Here is a 15,461-nt window from a genome sequence, read left to right as displayed (position 1 = left end):
GAATAAAAAGGGAAAACTCTGATTTTCCCTTTTTTGTTTCGTACAAATTGGAGAAGTACATTTTTAAGACGGTTTTAAAATAAGTTTGTCAATTTGAAGGAATCGAATATGAACAATGATAAAACAACAAAATTAAGTGAAGGACTTTCTAACCGACATATCACCATGATTAGTATTGGTGGCGTTATTGGTGCGGGTTTATTTGTAGGTTCTTCTGCGGCAATTGCAAAAGCAGGCCCAGCCGCCGTACTTGCCTATATAATTACAAGTATTTTAGTTTTTCTGGTCATGCGCATGCTGGGCGAAATGGCCGTAGCACAACCAGATACAGGTTCATTTTCTACATATGCCCGTAAAGCAATCGGCCCTTGGGCTGGGTTTACCATCGGATGGTTATATTGGTGGTTTTGGGTACTGGTTATTCCAATTGAAGCCATCGCAGGGGCTGAAATTTTACATGCATGGTTCCCACAAATTTCCAGTGCCGTTTATGCGCTTGCGTTTATTATTTTACTCAGCCTAGCGAATTTTTTTAGTACCAAAAGTTTTGGTGAGTTTGAGTTTTGGTTTGCCCTCATTAAAGTCGTTGCAATTGTAGTATTTATCATCATCGGGGCAATGGCTGTATTTGGAGTTTGGCCTTTAGCAAAAAATGTGAGTGGTGTCGGCAATCTATTTTCAAATGGTGGTTTTATGCCACACGGCATGGGCGGGGTTGTATCGGCCATTTTAATCTCAGCATTTTCATTTTTTGGAATCGAAATTCTTTCTATTGCTGCGGCTGAATCTAAAAATCCTGAAGAAAAAATTAAACGTGCGACCAATTTAGTGCTCTACCGAATTATTTTATTCTTTGTTGTTTCTATTTTTCTTGCAGTTGCTTTGGTGGATTGGCGTTCGCCAGACTTACAAAAATTTGGCACCTTTCAGTTTGTGTTAATGAGCCTAAATGTTCCTGAAACTAAATTGATTATGGATGCTGTCGTTTTTATTGCAGTTGCAAGCTGTATGAATGCCGCAGTTTATACCTCATCTCGAATGCTATTTGCTTTAGGTACACGTCAGGAAGCCCCGAGAGTTGTGACAAAAATTAATGGAGCAGGCGTACCGACTTCGGCTGTGTTTTTATCTACTTTGATTGGTGTGGTCTGCTGTGCTGTCAATTATATGTTTCCAGGGCAAGTCTTTGGGTTCTTGCTCTCAACAACTGGCTCAATTGCGTTACTGGTGTATCTGGTGATTGCATTTTCACAATTGCGTTTAAGACATAAATGGGAAAAAGAGGGTACAGCGGTATCTTTTAAAATGTGGTTTTTCCCATGGTTAACTTGGTTTGTGATTTTAGTCATTATGACCGTTTTAGGTTATATGTTCTTATCACCAGCCTATAGTTATGAAACTACTTTATCTTTGGGCGTAACTTTGCTTGTGGTTGTTTGCGGGTTGTTCGTCACGCGAAAGCGTAAAGCAACCAGAGCGGTTGCCATGAATTTAGATTAATTAAAAAGTTTTTACATATGAAAGGACGGGAAAATACCGTCCTTTCTAAAATTTCTAATGATTAGATTTATTTTGATAAGACAGTTTTAATCCAAAAACAATACTGTCGTTATTTGTAAATCTTCCAACAATATCACCATTTTGGCGTTTAGCTTCAGCATCTCCGAGCCATAAATATTTGCCGCCAAATGAGATAGCCCATTCGGGTAAAAAATGATATTGGAATCCAAGTCCGACTCCCCAATAACCATTAATTGGACCTAATGCATTTGCAGGGTCTCCAAGGCCTGAGTCCCAATTAATTGATGTGGATAGGACAAACTTTTCAGTCATTTTTCGAGCCAATCCAATTTGTGCAGACCATTGATCCTTCTCATAACTAATTAATGGAAACCCAGTATGGTCGGGACTCGCTGGTGCAGTTCGCTCTGCTAATTTGGCAGGCTTTAACTCGAAATCTTTCCATGGTACCCAGCGGACATTTGCAGTTAATAATGTTGTTTTATTCAAACCTGTTTGAAAATCAAAATTAATCGATTCTGGAGAGGTAAATATTACAGGTGAAATGTAAATATCATTACTTAATGCGCTAAATTGTTCTGTGCCTTCGGTTTTATGTCTGATTTCTGAACGATAGGTCAGGGCTGCTTTTAACCCTAATTCAGGCTTTTTAATATTTAATCCTATGACCCAACCAGTAGCATAATCTGAGTCTAGGTCAGCATTGTAATTTGCCATACCTTTATAAATGTGCCCACGTAATTGTACTTTACCTTGTATCTCTTCAATCGCAGGCCCTGCATAAATACCTAAATATTCATTAATATTCAGGCCAACTAAACCAGTCAAATTATGACTACTCAACGTAGCATTAGTTCCTTGTACAAGGTGATTTACAGGCTGAGAGACAAAATCATTTTGGCCATGATGTTGAAGATCTATACTAAAGGGTTGGTCATAAAGAAGGCCAACACTAATATTTTCATTTAAATCAGTTTTTAATCCTCCTCTGAGGGATGAGTAGTTGTTGGTAATATTCGGAATATGTTGTGGATTTCCATGAGAACTTAGACCAGTATCTTGCCCACTTATTTGGGGAATAACATAGTTATAAGAAACGGAAGCATAGGTACCATCTTGAAAAAAATCAGTCACTGGCTGTCCAGATCTATCCAAAGCAGCAGCAGATGCTGTATTCATAAATGGTGATGTTGCTAAAATAAGTAACGAGTAACGAGTAATGCGTGAATACATGAGAGCCTCAAATTCCTTTTGGGGCATACAACATTCTAATTAATTTTTTTTATTAGAACGCTGTATGAATATCATCAATATAGTGATTTCAAGCTAAGTACTTATGCTTGATTTAGTGTTTATGAATTCTTTCCTTTAATCTTCTCCTAGTGAGTTATTCATTTTTTTACTTTTATATTTCAGTTATGCACGGATGACACATCGGAAACCTATATGGCTACTAGAAGTGTCAACAGCTTCAGGATGTCTGGCGGCTGGTCTGTATCGTCGACAATAATTAGGGGCGCAGAGGTGAGAACCTCCTTTAAGTACTTGCCGAGGGATAGAGATCTCAGGCATTGCTGGGTCATAACTTTGATTTTTCGCACCGCCGCGTGGATTGTGTCGTATACAGCAAGGTGAAACCGATTTAAATTGATGGGTTGGCGACCAAAAATCTGCTGTCCACTCCCATACATTTCCAATCATGTCATATAGCCCATAATCATTTGGGGGAAATGTTTTTACAGGAGACGTTCGTGAATAACCATCTTCCATTGTATTTTCATAGGGAAAATCTCCTTGCCATGTATTGGCCATATGCTTGCCAAGAGGCGTGAGTTCATCACCCCAAGCGAATTCACAACCTTCAAGAGTTCCTCTAGCTGCATATTCCCATTCCGCTTCAGAGGGTAGAGATTTTCCACGCCATGAGGCATAAGCCAAAGCATCACAATAAGCAATATGAACAACAGGATGATCATCTAAACCACGAATAGTTGATCCAGGGCCTTGTGGATTACGCCATGTCGTTCCAAATTCAAATTTCCACCAAGACCAATCTGTTAAATCAGTGGGCTTTAAAGGGGGAACAAATAGTAAGGAACCCGGTTGTAACATGTGAGCTGGAGCTCCCGGATAATCGTTTGGATTAGGAGGGAGTTCGGCAAAAGTGATATAACCCGTTGCTTCAACAAACTGTTTAAATTGCAGGTTTGTAACAGGTGTTTTATCAATCCAAAAAGGAGAAACACTAACCTGATGTGCTGGGGCTTCTTCAGGGTAATGGGTGTTTGAACCCATTAGAAAAGTACCACCATTGAGGTAAACCATATCATTCATATTCATATCAATATCTATTAATAGCTCGTTGTTGGTCTGTCATACTCATTATCTAAATGGCACAGGAGTCTTATATCTTTTCATGGTTTCTAAGTGCCTCATTACAGCTTCTTTTAAAACCGGAATTTGAGGTTGCTTTAGAGGAGCCATTGCGTGCTCTTCCTTCGGATCAATAAGTAAGTTGAAAATCTTACCGCCGTATAGCAACGGTTGAGCCGTACCTTGAAAAGGACTTGCTTGTGGCCATGTATCGGGGATATTAAAGCTTTGTTCTTTAACTAATAATTTATATTCGGCAATGCGAACACCCATGAAATTATCATTTGCCCAATAATATTGGACTCGACGGCGTGATTTTCCATCGTCAGCAACGAGGAATGATGACTGATCGATAGTATCCATATAGCGATCGCTTGGCATACTATTCGTTGCACCAGCTAAGCCTAAGGCAGTCGCATAAATATCTGTCAGATCAAATAACCCTTCTGATATACGTCCAGGTTTTATTACTCCAGGCCAGAAGGCAATACCGGGAACGCGGACGCCTCCTTCAAAACTAGTCGCTTTTGCTCCACGAAATGGGGTGACCCCTGTATCTGGGAAAGCTTCTGTAAATGGGCCATTATCACTCGCTAAAATAATCAGCGTATTCTCTGATTGTCCTGACTTTTCTAATGCTTTTCGAATCTGTCCTATTCGATAGTCAATTTCCACTAAGGCATCTTTATATGGATATTTAGCAAGTGATTTGCCTACAAAATCAGGATGGGGATAATTATCATTGTGACAGCAACGTGCGCCCATATAGAGAAAAAATGGCTTATTACTATTTTTTGAATCATTAATAAAGCTAATTGCTTTATCTGTTAGTTTTTCATCCACGAGACGGATTGAATCATTATCGATAGGAAAAACAGCTTTAGCTTCTTGTCCTTTAGACGCTTCAACAATGGCCATTATTTCACCTTCGGCAGCCCATTTTTTTCGAGCAGGATCCAGCATTAACTCTGGATTACGCCAAGGTTCTCGCCACGCCGTATAATCGTCAGATGAGGTCAGAATTCCATAATAATGATCGAAGCCCACATTTTGAGGTTGAGCTTCTTTGGTAGAGCCTAGATGCCATTTACCTATTGCTTGCGTTACATAACCAGCATCTTTGAGTTTTTGGGGAAGGGTCGTGTTGGGGTTAATACCTCTTTCATGAGCACCTTCGCCAGGTAGCATAGGACGTAATAGTCCTGTTCTGATGGGTAATTGTCCGGTTAAAATTGAAGCTCTAGTTGGTGTACAGGATGGTTGTGAATAGGCATTCATTAACTGTAGACCATCTTTAGCCATACGATCCATGTTTGGTGTAGCAGCACCGGTAGAAACCCCTCCACCGTATACTCCAAGATCGCCCCAACCAACGTCATCTAATAAAATAACGATAATATTAGGAGAGTGGCCAAAACGTTGTTTAAGTACATTTAATCGTTGTTGGGCGGATGACTCTTGTTTAGCGCGAGTAATGGATGGTTCTTGATTTGGGTGTTCGGTTTTAGTTTGAGCTAAAAATGTATCATCCGTCATCGCTGTAGTTTGAGCATTAATATTTTGTGCCAATGCCGATAGGGCGAATGCGGAAATTAGAGCTGTACTCATGCGTAATTTTGTAGTCAAGGGCATGATATGTTCCTGATAATTAGATGATATCTCTAACTTTTAGCTCCTGTAGTGTTGAGCTTAATCATTAGAAAATTAGTAACAGAAGAGAGTTTCATTAAAATAGGTGACCTAAATTAATTTACAAATCAATCTCTTAGAGAACAGAAAGCCCTGACTGATAATTTTTCTTCTTCAAATGATTTTTTAAGAAGTAAATAACTTTAAAAAAAATAGATGGCAATCCAAAATTGAACATAATTTATTCCTTTAATTAATCTATTCGGAATTCCCCAAACGTAAAAACTTAAGCCGGATTTGGAAAATCTTTAACGTAAACTATATTTTTTATAAGTAACTTTCAATTGATGGAAATTTATAAAAAATATATATCTATTTGATATTAAATGTTATTTTTTAAAAATAGACCTAAAGCAGAAATGAAATGGCATAAATTAGAAATAGATGTTTATTAAGGAGATACTATTCCAAGAGAAGGCTATCGAGAATTGTTGTAATAGCGTTGAAAAAATAAATGGAAAAAGCTAACTCTGTATGTAAGTTATTGTTTAGTGTATGATAAATTTAGGATTAGAAGAGTAGTAATTTATATTTTACTGAGATAGTTTGTGATTAAGACTTTCAAAATATTTCTCAAAGTTTCTTACTAAAATTTATTTATATTAATAGGTTTTATTGGTGTAAAAGTGAAGGAAAAATTTAATACAAATGGGAAAGTTCGAGTTGGGTTAATTAATCATATACTAGATAATTGTGATTTTTTTAACATTACCCGTGAAGAGTTAATAGATAAAATTAATTTAAATGAAAATCTATTGATAGATCCCAATTCTTTTGTTTTATTTGAATATTTAGAAAAAATAATACTTTTTTTATTTTCTAATTCAGATGATCCATTAAGTATATTAAAATTTATTGAAAAAAATAACTCTGTAGCAAATGGGGTATTAGGTTATTTAATTGAAATTAGCTCATCCTTAGAAGAAGCCATAGAAACCTTTGAAAAGTATTGGGAGCTAAATGGTAGAATTGGTAAGGTTTTTTTGATTGAAAAAGATAATTATATTTTCTTAGAATGGGTATGCCTATTAGGCAGTCCTAAATTTATACAATATGCAACAGAATATAAAATTGCTTGGTGGGCTAGTATTGTTCAACTCGTAAAAAGTAATGAACAAAATGTTTTACAGTCAATACATTTTAAACATGATATTTTAAAAGCTGAAGATATTATATTCTATAGAAATTTTTTCAAATGTCCTGTGTATTTTAACCAACCTGAATCAGCAATTATTTTATCAAAGAATGCATTAAAACTACCCTTAAAAACAGCAAACCGTAGGTTGTATGAAAATGTTGAAAATTATGCGAAATTAATTATTAAAGAATCGGTAGGTAGTAGTGAGTTTACTAACGGTGTGCGTTCTATTCTATATGAGCAGTTACATATAAGTGGAAATTTTTCACGTGAATATATCGCAGAGAAATTAGGAATAAGTGTACGTACATTAAGTAGAAAATTACTTGAAGAGAATAGTAAATATAGTGAAATTTTAGATGAAGTTAGATTTGATCTCGCAAAAAGTTATTTGGAAAATAATAATTTTAAAATATCTCTAATTTCGAAATCTTTGGGTTTTTATACCAGTAATGCTTTTATTACTTGGTTTAAATCTAGGACTGGTAAATCACCAAAGAAATATCGGGATGATTTTATTTGATCACAATTTTCTTTTTTTAAAATTCTCATTCTGAAAAAAGCTCAAAACATACTCTTCTTAACCATTGATTGCTTGGAGGATAAGAGACCACAAATGGTCTCTTTTTGCTCTTATCCCAAAATACAAATGAGTTATTTCTGAGTTGTATCAACCGAAACTAAAACAGATAAACCAGGACGCAACAACTTAATATCTGGTTGGTTCTCAATAAGTTTGATGCGTAAGGGTAAACGCTGAACAATCTTGGTAAAGTTGCCCGTCGCATTCGTTGCAGAAATTGGTGAGAAAAATGCGCCAGTAGAGGGTGAAAAGCTATCTACCACACCTTTTAATTCAACGTTATAAGCATCGACATAGACATTAACAGGTTGTCTGATTTTGATTTGTTTTAACTCAATTTCTCGAAAGTTTGCTTCTACGTAGACTTGATTTAAAGGCACGACAACCATTAATGGGTTACCAGCGCCAACAAAGTTACCGACGTTAGCAGACTTTTGACCAATCATGCCATCAATAGGCGCTCGAACTTCTGTATAGCTCAAATTTAGTTTTGCTTTATCAAGGGCGGCCTGTGCCTGTTTAAGAGCAGCTTGTTTGGCTTGTACCTGAATCTTATATTGGTTTAGCTGGTACTGCGCATCTATCACTTTTTCTTTGCTGCTGTCTAAGTCGGCATATTGTTCAGTCAATGTGGTTTTTGACTGCTGTGTAATTAATCTCGACTCAGCACCGAGCGCCTGTAATTGTTCATAACGCGCCGTGTTGTCTTTAGTAAGTGTAATTCCTGCTTCTACTTTTCTAAGCTGTGCTTCAGTTTCTCTAATAACGGTTGGTTGTCTATCCACTGCGAGCATTGCTTCGCTTAAGTCAGCTTGTGCTTTTGCATAATTAGATTCAGCTTCAGCCAAAGCAGCTTGATAATCACGTGCGTCAATCCTTGCTAAAAGTTGTCCTTTTTTTACAGTCTGATGATCTTTAATATAAATTTCTTCAATATTGCCAGACACTTTAGGGGCAATGGTTGAGTACTCTACATCCACACGTGCATCGTCTGTTTCAATAATCGAAGAGGGTAAAAATATGAGTTTTAAAACCCATAAAATGGATGCTAAAACGATGATGAATGCGATAACCATAACCCAATGCTTTTTGAGATATTGCATCTTTGTTAACTTGGGTGGTTCGATGTTGGTGGTATCTTGGGCTTCGAGAGTACTCATAAAGATTTTCCTGAGTTATGACTATTCATTAACTTAATGAGAGCAATACGTGGCGGATAAGTTCTAACGGGCAAAATCAGCATAACGATCAATAAAAACGCAGCCAATCCCGCTAAAAGTAGATATTGATCGCTAATGACTAAAACAGATTGCTGCGCTTGAATCGCAGAATTTAGGGCTGATAAACCACCTGAAACACGTTCTGCGCCATTTTCAGTCAGTACAGGTGGGGTAAGAGGGTTAATAACAGGGCCTTGAATATTTTGGAAAACATGTTGGGCTGTATTTTCAATTAGTCGTGTTGAATGGTATTCACCACGTACTCGGTTCACCCAATCCAAAATGCAAACACCAAGTACGCCACTAATGGCACGTGGGGTATTAATCATTGGTGAAGCGTAAATTGCCATGGTTGGATGTACGCTGTTTGTACCCATCATGAGCAAAGAGAGCACTACACAGGTTTGCCCTAAACATGAAATCGCATGCCAAAAATAAAATTGATCTTGATTCCATGTGGTGTCGAGTTGACTTGCCCCTAAACAGCCAGCGATGACTAGAAGTAAACCAAAGCCATGCACATATCGACTATCGACCCAAGCTTGATTTAAAAGCTTAACGACAATAGGAATATAGATAAATTGCAATGCCGCAATTTGTAAACCAATCCACATGGTTTGGGTAGGTTTATAGCCGTGTACAGCGCTCAGATAATTGAGCGGTAATGTACTTGTCGACATCCCAATAATCACAAAGCAAAACAGCGCAAAAATGGCATAAGCAAAATTTCGTATTTCGAGCATTTGCGGTTTAATTAATGGGGATGGAGAACGCCATTCATGTATCAAAAATAACGGTAATGTGATGACACTTATTAAAGCCAGTACACAAATTAATTTGGAATGGAACCAATCTAGATGATTGCCATGTAACAACATGGTGCTCAGGCTTGCCAAGCTAACAATGGCTAAAATAGCGCCTGTCCAATCGTAAGTCTTTATTCTTGAATAATTTAAAGGGTCTTGAGGAATTCCAAAATAAACCAGCGCAGCACTTAGCGCACAAAAAGGAATGGTTTGAAAGAAAATCATCTTCCAGCCAATCACATCTAAATAAAAGGCAGAAAGCGCAGCACTTAAGTTGGGAAAGAAAGTGGCAGTTAATGCATAGCAGGCTAAGCCCCATAGTCGAATATCTGGCCCCAAAAATCTAAGCGCACATGCCATGAGCAAAGGAATAGTTAAACCATTAGCTAGGCCTTGTAAGGCGCGTAATAAATAAAATATTTCGATATTTGGACTAAATGGAATTAAAACGCTAGAAACGAGGCAAAGCCCTATAGCAAAAAGAAGAACTCTTCGCATAGAAAAAATGACCGCCCAACTGGTGGAAAGTATCATTCCAATAATCATGGCGCTGGCATAAATACTGTTGACCCAATAACCCGAGTCGACACTAATTCCCATAGCTCCACGTATGTCGGCTAAGGTAATACTGGTAATTCGGTTATTAAATTCAACAGTCATTGCAGCAAATATTGCACCTGCCAAACCGATGAGTGGGCGTATATTCATCTTTTACCTTAAATTTTAAACACAAATTTATGTAGGTAGCAGGTATTGCAATTAACTGTACCGATCGGTACTCTACTCTTTAATTAAATTTACGTCAATTCTCGATTTTGAACTTTTCGATGAGTTACACTAATAATGAAACCGTTAAAATCTTTATAAGGTCACTATGTCTGGTTCATCGAAAGCTAATGAAAAAGATCAAAAAATTCTGGATGCAGCAACAAAATTTTTTCTGACTCATGGCTTTAGCGGCACCACAACAGATATGATTCAAAAAGAGGCGGGTGTTTCAAAAGCAACCATGTATGGCTGTTATAAAAATAAAGAAGTGATGTTTGCTGCCGTGATTGAACGACAATGCACAAACATGCAAGAGCAAATTATATTAGTCGAGACAAAAGCCGAAAACCTACGTTCTGCTTTAACTGAAATTGGAAAAACTTATCTGTGTTTTATATTATCGCATTCAGGTTTGGCTTTTTTTAGAGTATGTATTGCAGAAGCAGTCAGGTTCCCAGAGTTATCTGAAAAATTCTTTCAAGTTGGCCCAGAACGTCTTGCTAATATCATTGCGGGTTATCTTGAAAAATCAGCTAAAAATGGTGAAATTGAGTTAAATGCTTCTTCAGATGTCGCTGCGAATTTATTTTTAGCGTTATTACGAAGTGATGCGCATCTTAAGTGTCTTACACATCCTAATTACATCATATCGGATAGTGAAATTAGTTCTTGGGTTGAATACGCAGTTGGTTTATTTATGAAAAATATCAATTACAAAGAGAAGTTAAAATAATTTTATAAGTACTTCCAGTCTCAAAATTGGTATGAATAATTTCTATTTTTGCTTATTTGAGAATAAAACAACTTGATATTTAATCTATATGGATTATTATTTTTCTCTAAAGGTTAATGCATAAGAATGGGGATATTTTCTTAAGTTAACACCATTAATTTTAACTTGTACTGTGGAATCTAATGAGTAAACAAACTAAAGAAAAATTGATAGAAGCAGCCATCATTCTTTTTTCACAAAATAATATTGAAACGCTATCAGTACAAAGAATTAATGAAACTGCTGGAGTTGCAAATAAATCAGCTCTTTATTACCACTTTAAATCAAAATGGGGACTCGTGGAGGCCGCATTAGATCACGTTATGCAGCCTTATGTTATTGATAGTTTAGAGTTATTAAATGCTATTCCATCTAATAATGTACAGGTTTCTGATGTTGTAGATGCTTTAATGAAGCCGATGGTAAAAATACTTTTACAGAATAACGGAATTCATTACATAAAATTTTTCTCTAAAACGATTAGTGCTGGAGATGAAGGGCGCGTTATTGTTGCAAAAACTTTAGTACCTATTTCCAATAAAGCCGTAGGTCTATTACAACAAGCTTTACCAGATGCAGACCCTAATGCGATTTCACTTAAAGTACTTTTTACTTTTAATATTATTTTAAATGTGATCAGTGATGTTGGACTTGAGCATTTTTGGCCAACAGAGGTTAAAGACCATAAACTACTCGCCAAATATTTAAAAGATTATATTGAAGGCGGAATTCGTTTTAAAGCAGATCATTTTTATTCATAAGCCTCAAAAATTCCTATCTTTTATTGAGTCAGCATTGCTTCATCTCGCCCTACATTTTTTATAGAACCAGTGTTTAGACAGTACGGTTTGAACTCTCCTCACTTGTTTAATCAGAATTGATAAAACTTTTTCTGTAGTGTTGATATTTTAATAAATATTGATAAGTATTTGATTTAATTTTAAAAAATAATTTTCTTCATGGGTGATAAAAATAGCTTGATATTTAATCTAGTTGGATTATTATTTTAATCTAAATGGATTAGGTCTCGGAAAAAATTCGAGATTAAGAAATATAACAAAGAGATCAAGTTTGTATCACTTGGTCAAAATGGAAAAGTATTATGGAAAAATTTAATCAGTTAAGGATTGCAATATTATTGACGGTTATTGGCTCTGTAGGTTTGAGCGCGTGTAATGATAGTGATGATTCTACTCAGGTAAATAAACCAACAAACCCAGGAACTGAGTTAACAGATTGCATGTGGCAAGATTCTGTAACAAGTAAACAGCATACTGGAGAAGACCCGTTAAATTATGCGTTTCCTGATTCTAATGTAACGTATTGGTCATCAGAATTTACTGTTCCAGAAGGTGCAAAAGTAATGATTGATGGGGATTATCCTTATTCGCGTCACTTTTCATTGGTGAGCTATACTGCAAAAGGTGAGCGAGTTAATTCACTATTGGATGCAGCTATTTTACCAAATCAAGGTTCAATCAACCCGTTTGTAATCGGGAATAACCGCCTTGGTAAAGCGCGTAGTTACTCAGCACAATTGCAATTAGGAGATTTACCAAGTAATCCTCTAAATAATACGTTGTATGCCCCAAAAATAGGTGATGGCAAAGTTGCCATTTTATATCGTGTATATGTACCTAACAAAAACATGGATATTAAAGGAAATGTGAGTTTCCCTCGATTTAAAGTACAACTTGCAAATGGGGAGGTCAAAAAAGGCCAAGATGTTTGTAATGTTCTAGAAGTAAAAAAAGCACCTATTGATCGTATATCAACAATGCCATTAAAAAATACTGTAGATGCATTTAACCAAAATAGATATGTGGGTTTTCCTGCACAACAGGAACCAAAATGGTACAAAGCCTTTAGTGCTTTAGATAGCTTTAAATGTATTTATAAATTCGATCCTATTACAAAACAACCGATTGATAAATGCGAAGGTTTGGCGGTCACACCAAAACTTGGTTATTGGGCTACACCTGACAATGAATATGTTTATGCGGCGGTGAGTAGACGATTAGGGAAAGTGATAGAACTTCGAGGTAAAGTTCCAACTACAGAAAAAACCTTTAATAATGATCCGTTTGTTCAAAAAACAGATGTACGTTATTGGTCAATTTGTACAAATGAAGTGATTTCAACCGCGACAAATTATTGTCTCTATGACGAAAATATTCAAAAAGTAGACAAAGACGGGTTCTATACCATTGTTGCTTCGTTACCAGAAGATCGACCAGCGAATGCACGAGAAGAGTGTGGAGTATATTTCCTTGAGCTAAGCCCTCGTGGTTCAGGTTATACAGCCGAAGATGGTAAAGCTTTCGGTCACTCAGACTTTGGTTTATTTATTATGCGTAATTTATTACCTGATAATGCCTTTGCTCATGCGGTTCAGAAGGTGAAAGTACCCGGTGAAGAAAAAGCAGTAATGGGTGATTATTTGCCAGACATTCGCTACACCTCTAAAGACGCCTTTGAAACAAAGGGATGTTCTTAAAATCTAGATATAAAGAAAATCAACCAATCTTTTAATGAAAGATTGGTTTTTTCTTTAGTACGCTAAAAAGTTCTAATTCAATAAAAATATTCCCAATCTTTAAGGGATAAAAAGCATATAAAACATTAAGGAAATTTTATGAAAATTAAAGTACTAACGGTGTCATTATTATCCATTTTTTCTCTCAATGCATTTGCAGAAAATAAAGTAGAGAAGGCCGTTATTGACTCAAATGCTTCGTACGGTAGCAAGTACAATCTACAAGATGCTGATGAGTTTAAAAATGCTGAAAAGGGTTTTATCGCTAAACCTACTGGCCAAATAAAGAATGAGCAAGGAGATGTGATTTGGGATTTTGATGCATTTAATTTTATTAAAGATCAAGCTCCCGATACTGTAAATCCAAGCCTGTGGAGACAAGCAAAATTAAATAATAATGTTGGTTTGTTTAAGGTGACGGACCGTGTCTGGCAAGTTCGAGGCTTTGATCTGGCAAACATGACCATTATTCAGGGGAATACAGGCTGGATCATTGTTGATACTTTAACATCTAAAGAAACTGCTGAAGCGGCTATCAAATTTGCAAGACAGCATTTAGGTGACCAGAAAATTTCAGCGATTGTTTTTACACATAGTCATATTGATCATTTTGGGGGGGCGCTCGGTGTTCTCTCTGCTGAAGAATTGAAGCAAAGAAAAATACCAATTGTTGCTCCCGAAGGATTTATGGAAGAAGCGACTAGTGAGAACATTATGGCGGGACCAGCCATGACCCGCCGAGCAACGTATATGTATGGTACGTATTTGCCTAAAAATACAGAAGGTTTGGTGGATAATGGTTTAGGTAAAGCTGTAGCAGTCGGACAAATCGGAATTTTAGAACCGAATCAGTTGATTACGCAGAAAGAGCAAAAATTGAATATCGATGGTTTAGATTTTGTATTTTATAACGTTCCAAGTTCAGAAGCGCCGTCAGAATTAACTTTTTCCATTCCGTCACTTAAGCTTTATAACGGCGCAGAGATTCTCTCCCATACGCTACATAATCTTTATACTCTAAGGGGTGCTAAAGTACGCGATACGTTAAAGTGGGTCGGTTATCTTAACCAAGCTTTAGTGCAAACCCAAAACTCAGAAGTTTTTATTGCCCAGCATCATTGGCCAGTTTGGGGGCAACAAAATATTCAAGACTTTATTAAGACACAAAGAGATGTCTATAAATTCATTCATGATCAAACTGTTCGTTATATGAACTCTGGTTTAAATGGTGCTGAAATTGCAGAGAAGATTAAACTGCCACCTGAGTTAGACCAAAAGCTATATGCTCACGGCTATTATGGAACCTTAAAACATAATGCAAAGGCTGTATATCAATACTACATGGGTTGGTTTGATGCCAACCCGTCAAATTTAGACCCATTACCGCCTAAAGATGCTGCAAAGAAATATATTGAATTGGCTGGTGGAGAGGCGAACGCTTTAAAAAATGCTCAGCAAGCTTACGACAAGGCTGAATACAGATGGGCTGCGGAAGTTCTAAAACATTTAGTATTTAATAATCCAAAGAATTTTCAAGCCAAAGAATTGCTGGCAAAAACTTATCGACAATTAGGATATTCAGCGGAAGCTTCGACTTGGCGTAATTTCTATTTATCGGGCGCACAAGAATTACAAGGTGTTACTCCACTTAAGAATACCTCTGGTCGTTTAGGTTTACTTATTCATACGCCGACTGAAAGATTTCTTGAAGCGATGGCAACCAATCTAGATGTTGAAAATTTAAAAAATGAAAATCAGTGTATGAACTTAGTCTTGACCGATACACAAGAAAATTTTTCATTACGGATTGAAAACTCGGTCATGCTCTTTGATAAATATGACAGTGGTAATCTACCGACAAACTGCCCAACGTTGAAGCTGACTAAACTTTTATATTTAAAGTTAATTACAGGTGAAGTAGATGCTTCGAAAGTTTTATTTTCTAAGGACAGCGAAATAAAGGGCAATCCGTTAAAAATTGGAAAGTTCTTTTCTTTATTTAAAAAGTCTAGCAATGGTTTTCCAATAGTGACTCGTCCAGAAAATTAAAACGAT

At 36.5% G+C, this 15,461-nt stretch carries 11 protein-coding genes; 6 read left to right on the top strand and 5 right to left on the bottom strand.

Translation table 11 applies throughout. The annotated features are described in order from the left end of the window. Positions 1–108: 108 nt before the first annotated feature. Positions 109–1,500: an amino acid permease gene (locus tag BMW38_RS03990; protein ID WP_092705918.1), complete on the top strand. Its 1,392-nt coding sequence runs from the start codon at positions 109–111 to the stop codon at positions 1,498–1,500. Positions 1,501–1,554: 54 nt separating this feature from the next. On the opposite strand, the gene BMW38_RS03985 is transcribed toward BMW38_RS03990, so the two are convergent. The 3 genes from BMW38_RS03985 to BMW38_RS03975 all read right to left on the bottom strand — a co-directional run bounded on the left by BMW38_RS03985 (position 1,555) and on the right by BMW38_RS03975 (position 5,526). After that, complete coding sequence (locus BMW38_RS03985; RefSeq protein ID WP_092705916.1) at positions 1,555–2,754, bottom strand: OmpP1/FadL family transporter; 1,200 nt, start codon at positions 2,752–2,754, stop codon at positions 1,555–1,557. 183 nt (positions 2,755–2,937) lie between these two features. After that, positions 2,938–3,861, bottom strand: coding sequence for a formylglycine-generating enzyme family protein (locus BMW38_RS03980; RefSeq protein ID WP_244524334.1), 924 nt, complete (start codon positions 3,859–3,861; stop codon positions 2,938–2,940). A 42-nt stretch (positions 3,862–3,903) separates the two neighbouring features. Then, a complete protein-coding gene (locus tag BMW38_RS03975) occupies positions 3,904–5,526 on the bottom strand; it encodes an arylsulfatase (RefSeq protein WP_092705912.1) in 1,623 nt (540 codons plus the stop codon). 683 nt (positions 5,527–6,209) lie between these two features. Between BMW38_RS03975 and BMW38_RS03970 the strand changes: the two genes are divergently transcribed. Continuing rightward, positions 6,210–7,244 (top strand): AraC family transcriptional regulator, encoded by a 1,035-nt coding sequence (locus BMW38_RS03970; RefSeq protein ID WP_092705911.1) that lies wholly within the window; start codon positions 6,210–6,212, stop codon positions 7,242–7,244. A gap of 131 nt (positions 7,245–7,375) precedes the next feature. Here BMW38_RS03970 and BMW38_RS03965 read toward each other — a convergent pair whose 3' ends face one another. Further along, the gene (locus tag BMW38_RS03965) at positions 7,376–8,464 is read right to left on the bottom strand and encodes an HlyD family secretion protein (RefSeq protein WP_092705910.1); all 1,089 of its coding nucleotides are present in this window, start codon (positions 8,462–8,464) and stop codon (positions 7,376–7,378) included. Continuing rightward, positions 8,461–10,038, bottom strand: a complete 1,578-nt coding sequence (locus tag BMW38_RS03960) for an MFS transporter (RefSeq protein ID WP_092705909.1) — start codon at positions 10,036–10,038, stop codon at positions 8,461–8,463. The genes BMW38_RS03965 and BMW38_RS03960 overlap by 4 nt, the downstream gene beginning before the upstream one ends. Positions 10,039–10,204: 166 nt before the next feature. Between BMW38_RS03960 and BMW38_RS03955 the strand changes: the two genes are divergently transcribed. The 4 genes from BMW38_RS03955 to BMW38_RS03940 all read left to right on the top strand — a co-directional run bounded on the left by BMW38_RS03955 (position 10,205) and on the right by BMW38_RS03940 (position 15,455). After that, on the top strand, positions 10,205–10,831 hold the full coding sequence (locus BMW38_RS03955; RefSeq protein ID WP_092705908.1) for a TetR/AcrR family transcriptional regulator: 627 nt from the start codon (positions 10,205–10,207) through the stop codon (positions 10,829–10,831). A gap of 182 nt (positions 10,832–11,013) precedes the next feature. Further along, positions 11,014–11,631 (top strand): TetR/AcrR family transcriptional regulator, encoded by a 618-nt coding sequence (locus BMW38_RS03950; RefSeq protein WP_092705907.1) that lies wholly within the window; start codon positions 11,014–11,016, stop codon positions 11,629–11,631. 341 nt (positions 11,632–11,972) lie between these two features. After that, entirely contained in the window at positions 11,973–13,367 is a 1,395-nt protein-coding gene (locus BMW38_RS03945) for a hypothetical protein (RefSeq protein WP_092705906.1), read from the top strand. 138 nt (positions 13,368–13,505) lie between these two features. Next, positions 13,506–15,455 carry an alkyl/aryl-sulfatase gene (locus BMW38_RS03940; protein ID WP_092705905.1) on the top strand — a complete coding sequence of 650 codons (1,950 nt, stop codon included), beginning with the start codon at positions 13,506–13,508 and terminating at the stop codon, positions 15,453–15,455. Positions 15,456–15,461 lie beyond the last annotated feature (6 nt).

Origin of the sequence: Acinetobacter sp. yr461 (assembly GCF_900110445.1) — a bacterium.
GTDB classification, from domain to species: domain Bacteria; phylum Pseudomonadota; class Gammaproteobacteria; order Pseudomonadales; family Moraxellaceae; genus Acinetobacter; species Acinetobacter calcoaceticus.
The sequence above is the reverse complement of the archived record's forward strand: the minus strand, read 5'-3'. Positions and strand labels throughout refer to the sequence as shown.

Coding starts and splice junctions, on each gene's coding strand:
- BMW38_RS03990 (WP_092705918.1), top strand. CDS start 109: ATGAACAATGATAAAACAACAAAATTAAGTGAAGGACTTTCTAACCGA.
- BMW38_RS03985 (WP_092705916.1), bottom strand. CDS start 2,754: ATGTATTCACGCATTACTCGTTACTCGTTACTTATTTTAGCAACATCA.
- BMW38_RS03980 (WP_244524334.1), bottom strand. CDS start 3,861: ATGAATATGAATGATATGGTTTACCTCAATGGTGGTACTTTTCTAATG.
- BMW38_RS03975 (WP_092705912.1), bottom strand. CDS start 5,526: ATGCCCTTGACTACAAAATTACGCATGAGTACAGCTCTAATTTCCGCA.
- BMW38_RS03965 (WP_092705910.1), bottom strand. CDS start 8,464: ATGAGTACTCTCGAAGCCCAAGATACCACCAACATCGAACCACCCAAG.
- BMW38_RS03960 (WP_092705909.1), bottom strand. CDS start 10,038: ATGAATATACGCCCACTCATCGGTTTGGCAGGTGCAATATTTGCTGCA.
- BMW38_RS03955 (WP_092705908.1), top strand. CDS start 10,205: ATGTCTGGTTCATCGAAAGCTAATGAAAAAGATCAAAAAATTCTGGAT.
- BMW38_RS03950 (WP_092705907.1), top strand. CDS start 11,014: ATGAGTAAACAAACTAAAGAAAAATTGATAGAAGCAGCCATCATTCTT.
- BMW38_RS03945 (WP_092705906.1), top strand. CDS start 11,973: ATGGAAAAATTTAATCAGTTAAGGATTGCAATATTATTGACGGTTATT.
- BMW38_RS03940 (WP_092705905.1), top strand. CDS start 13,506: ATGAAAATTAAAGTACTAACGGTGTCATTATTATCCATTTTTTCTCTC.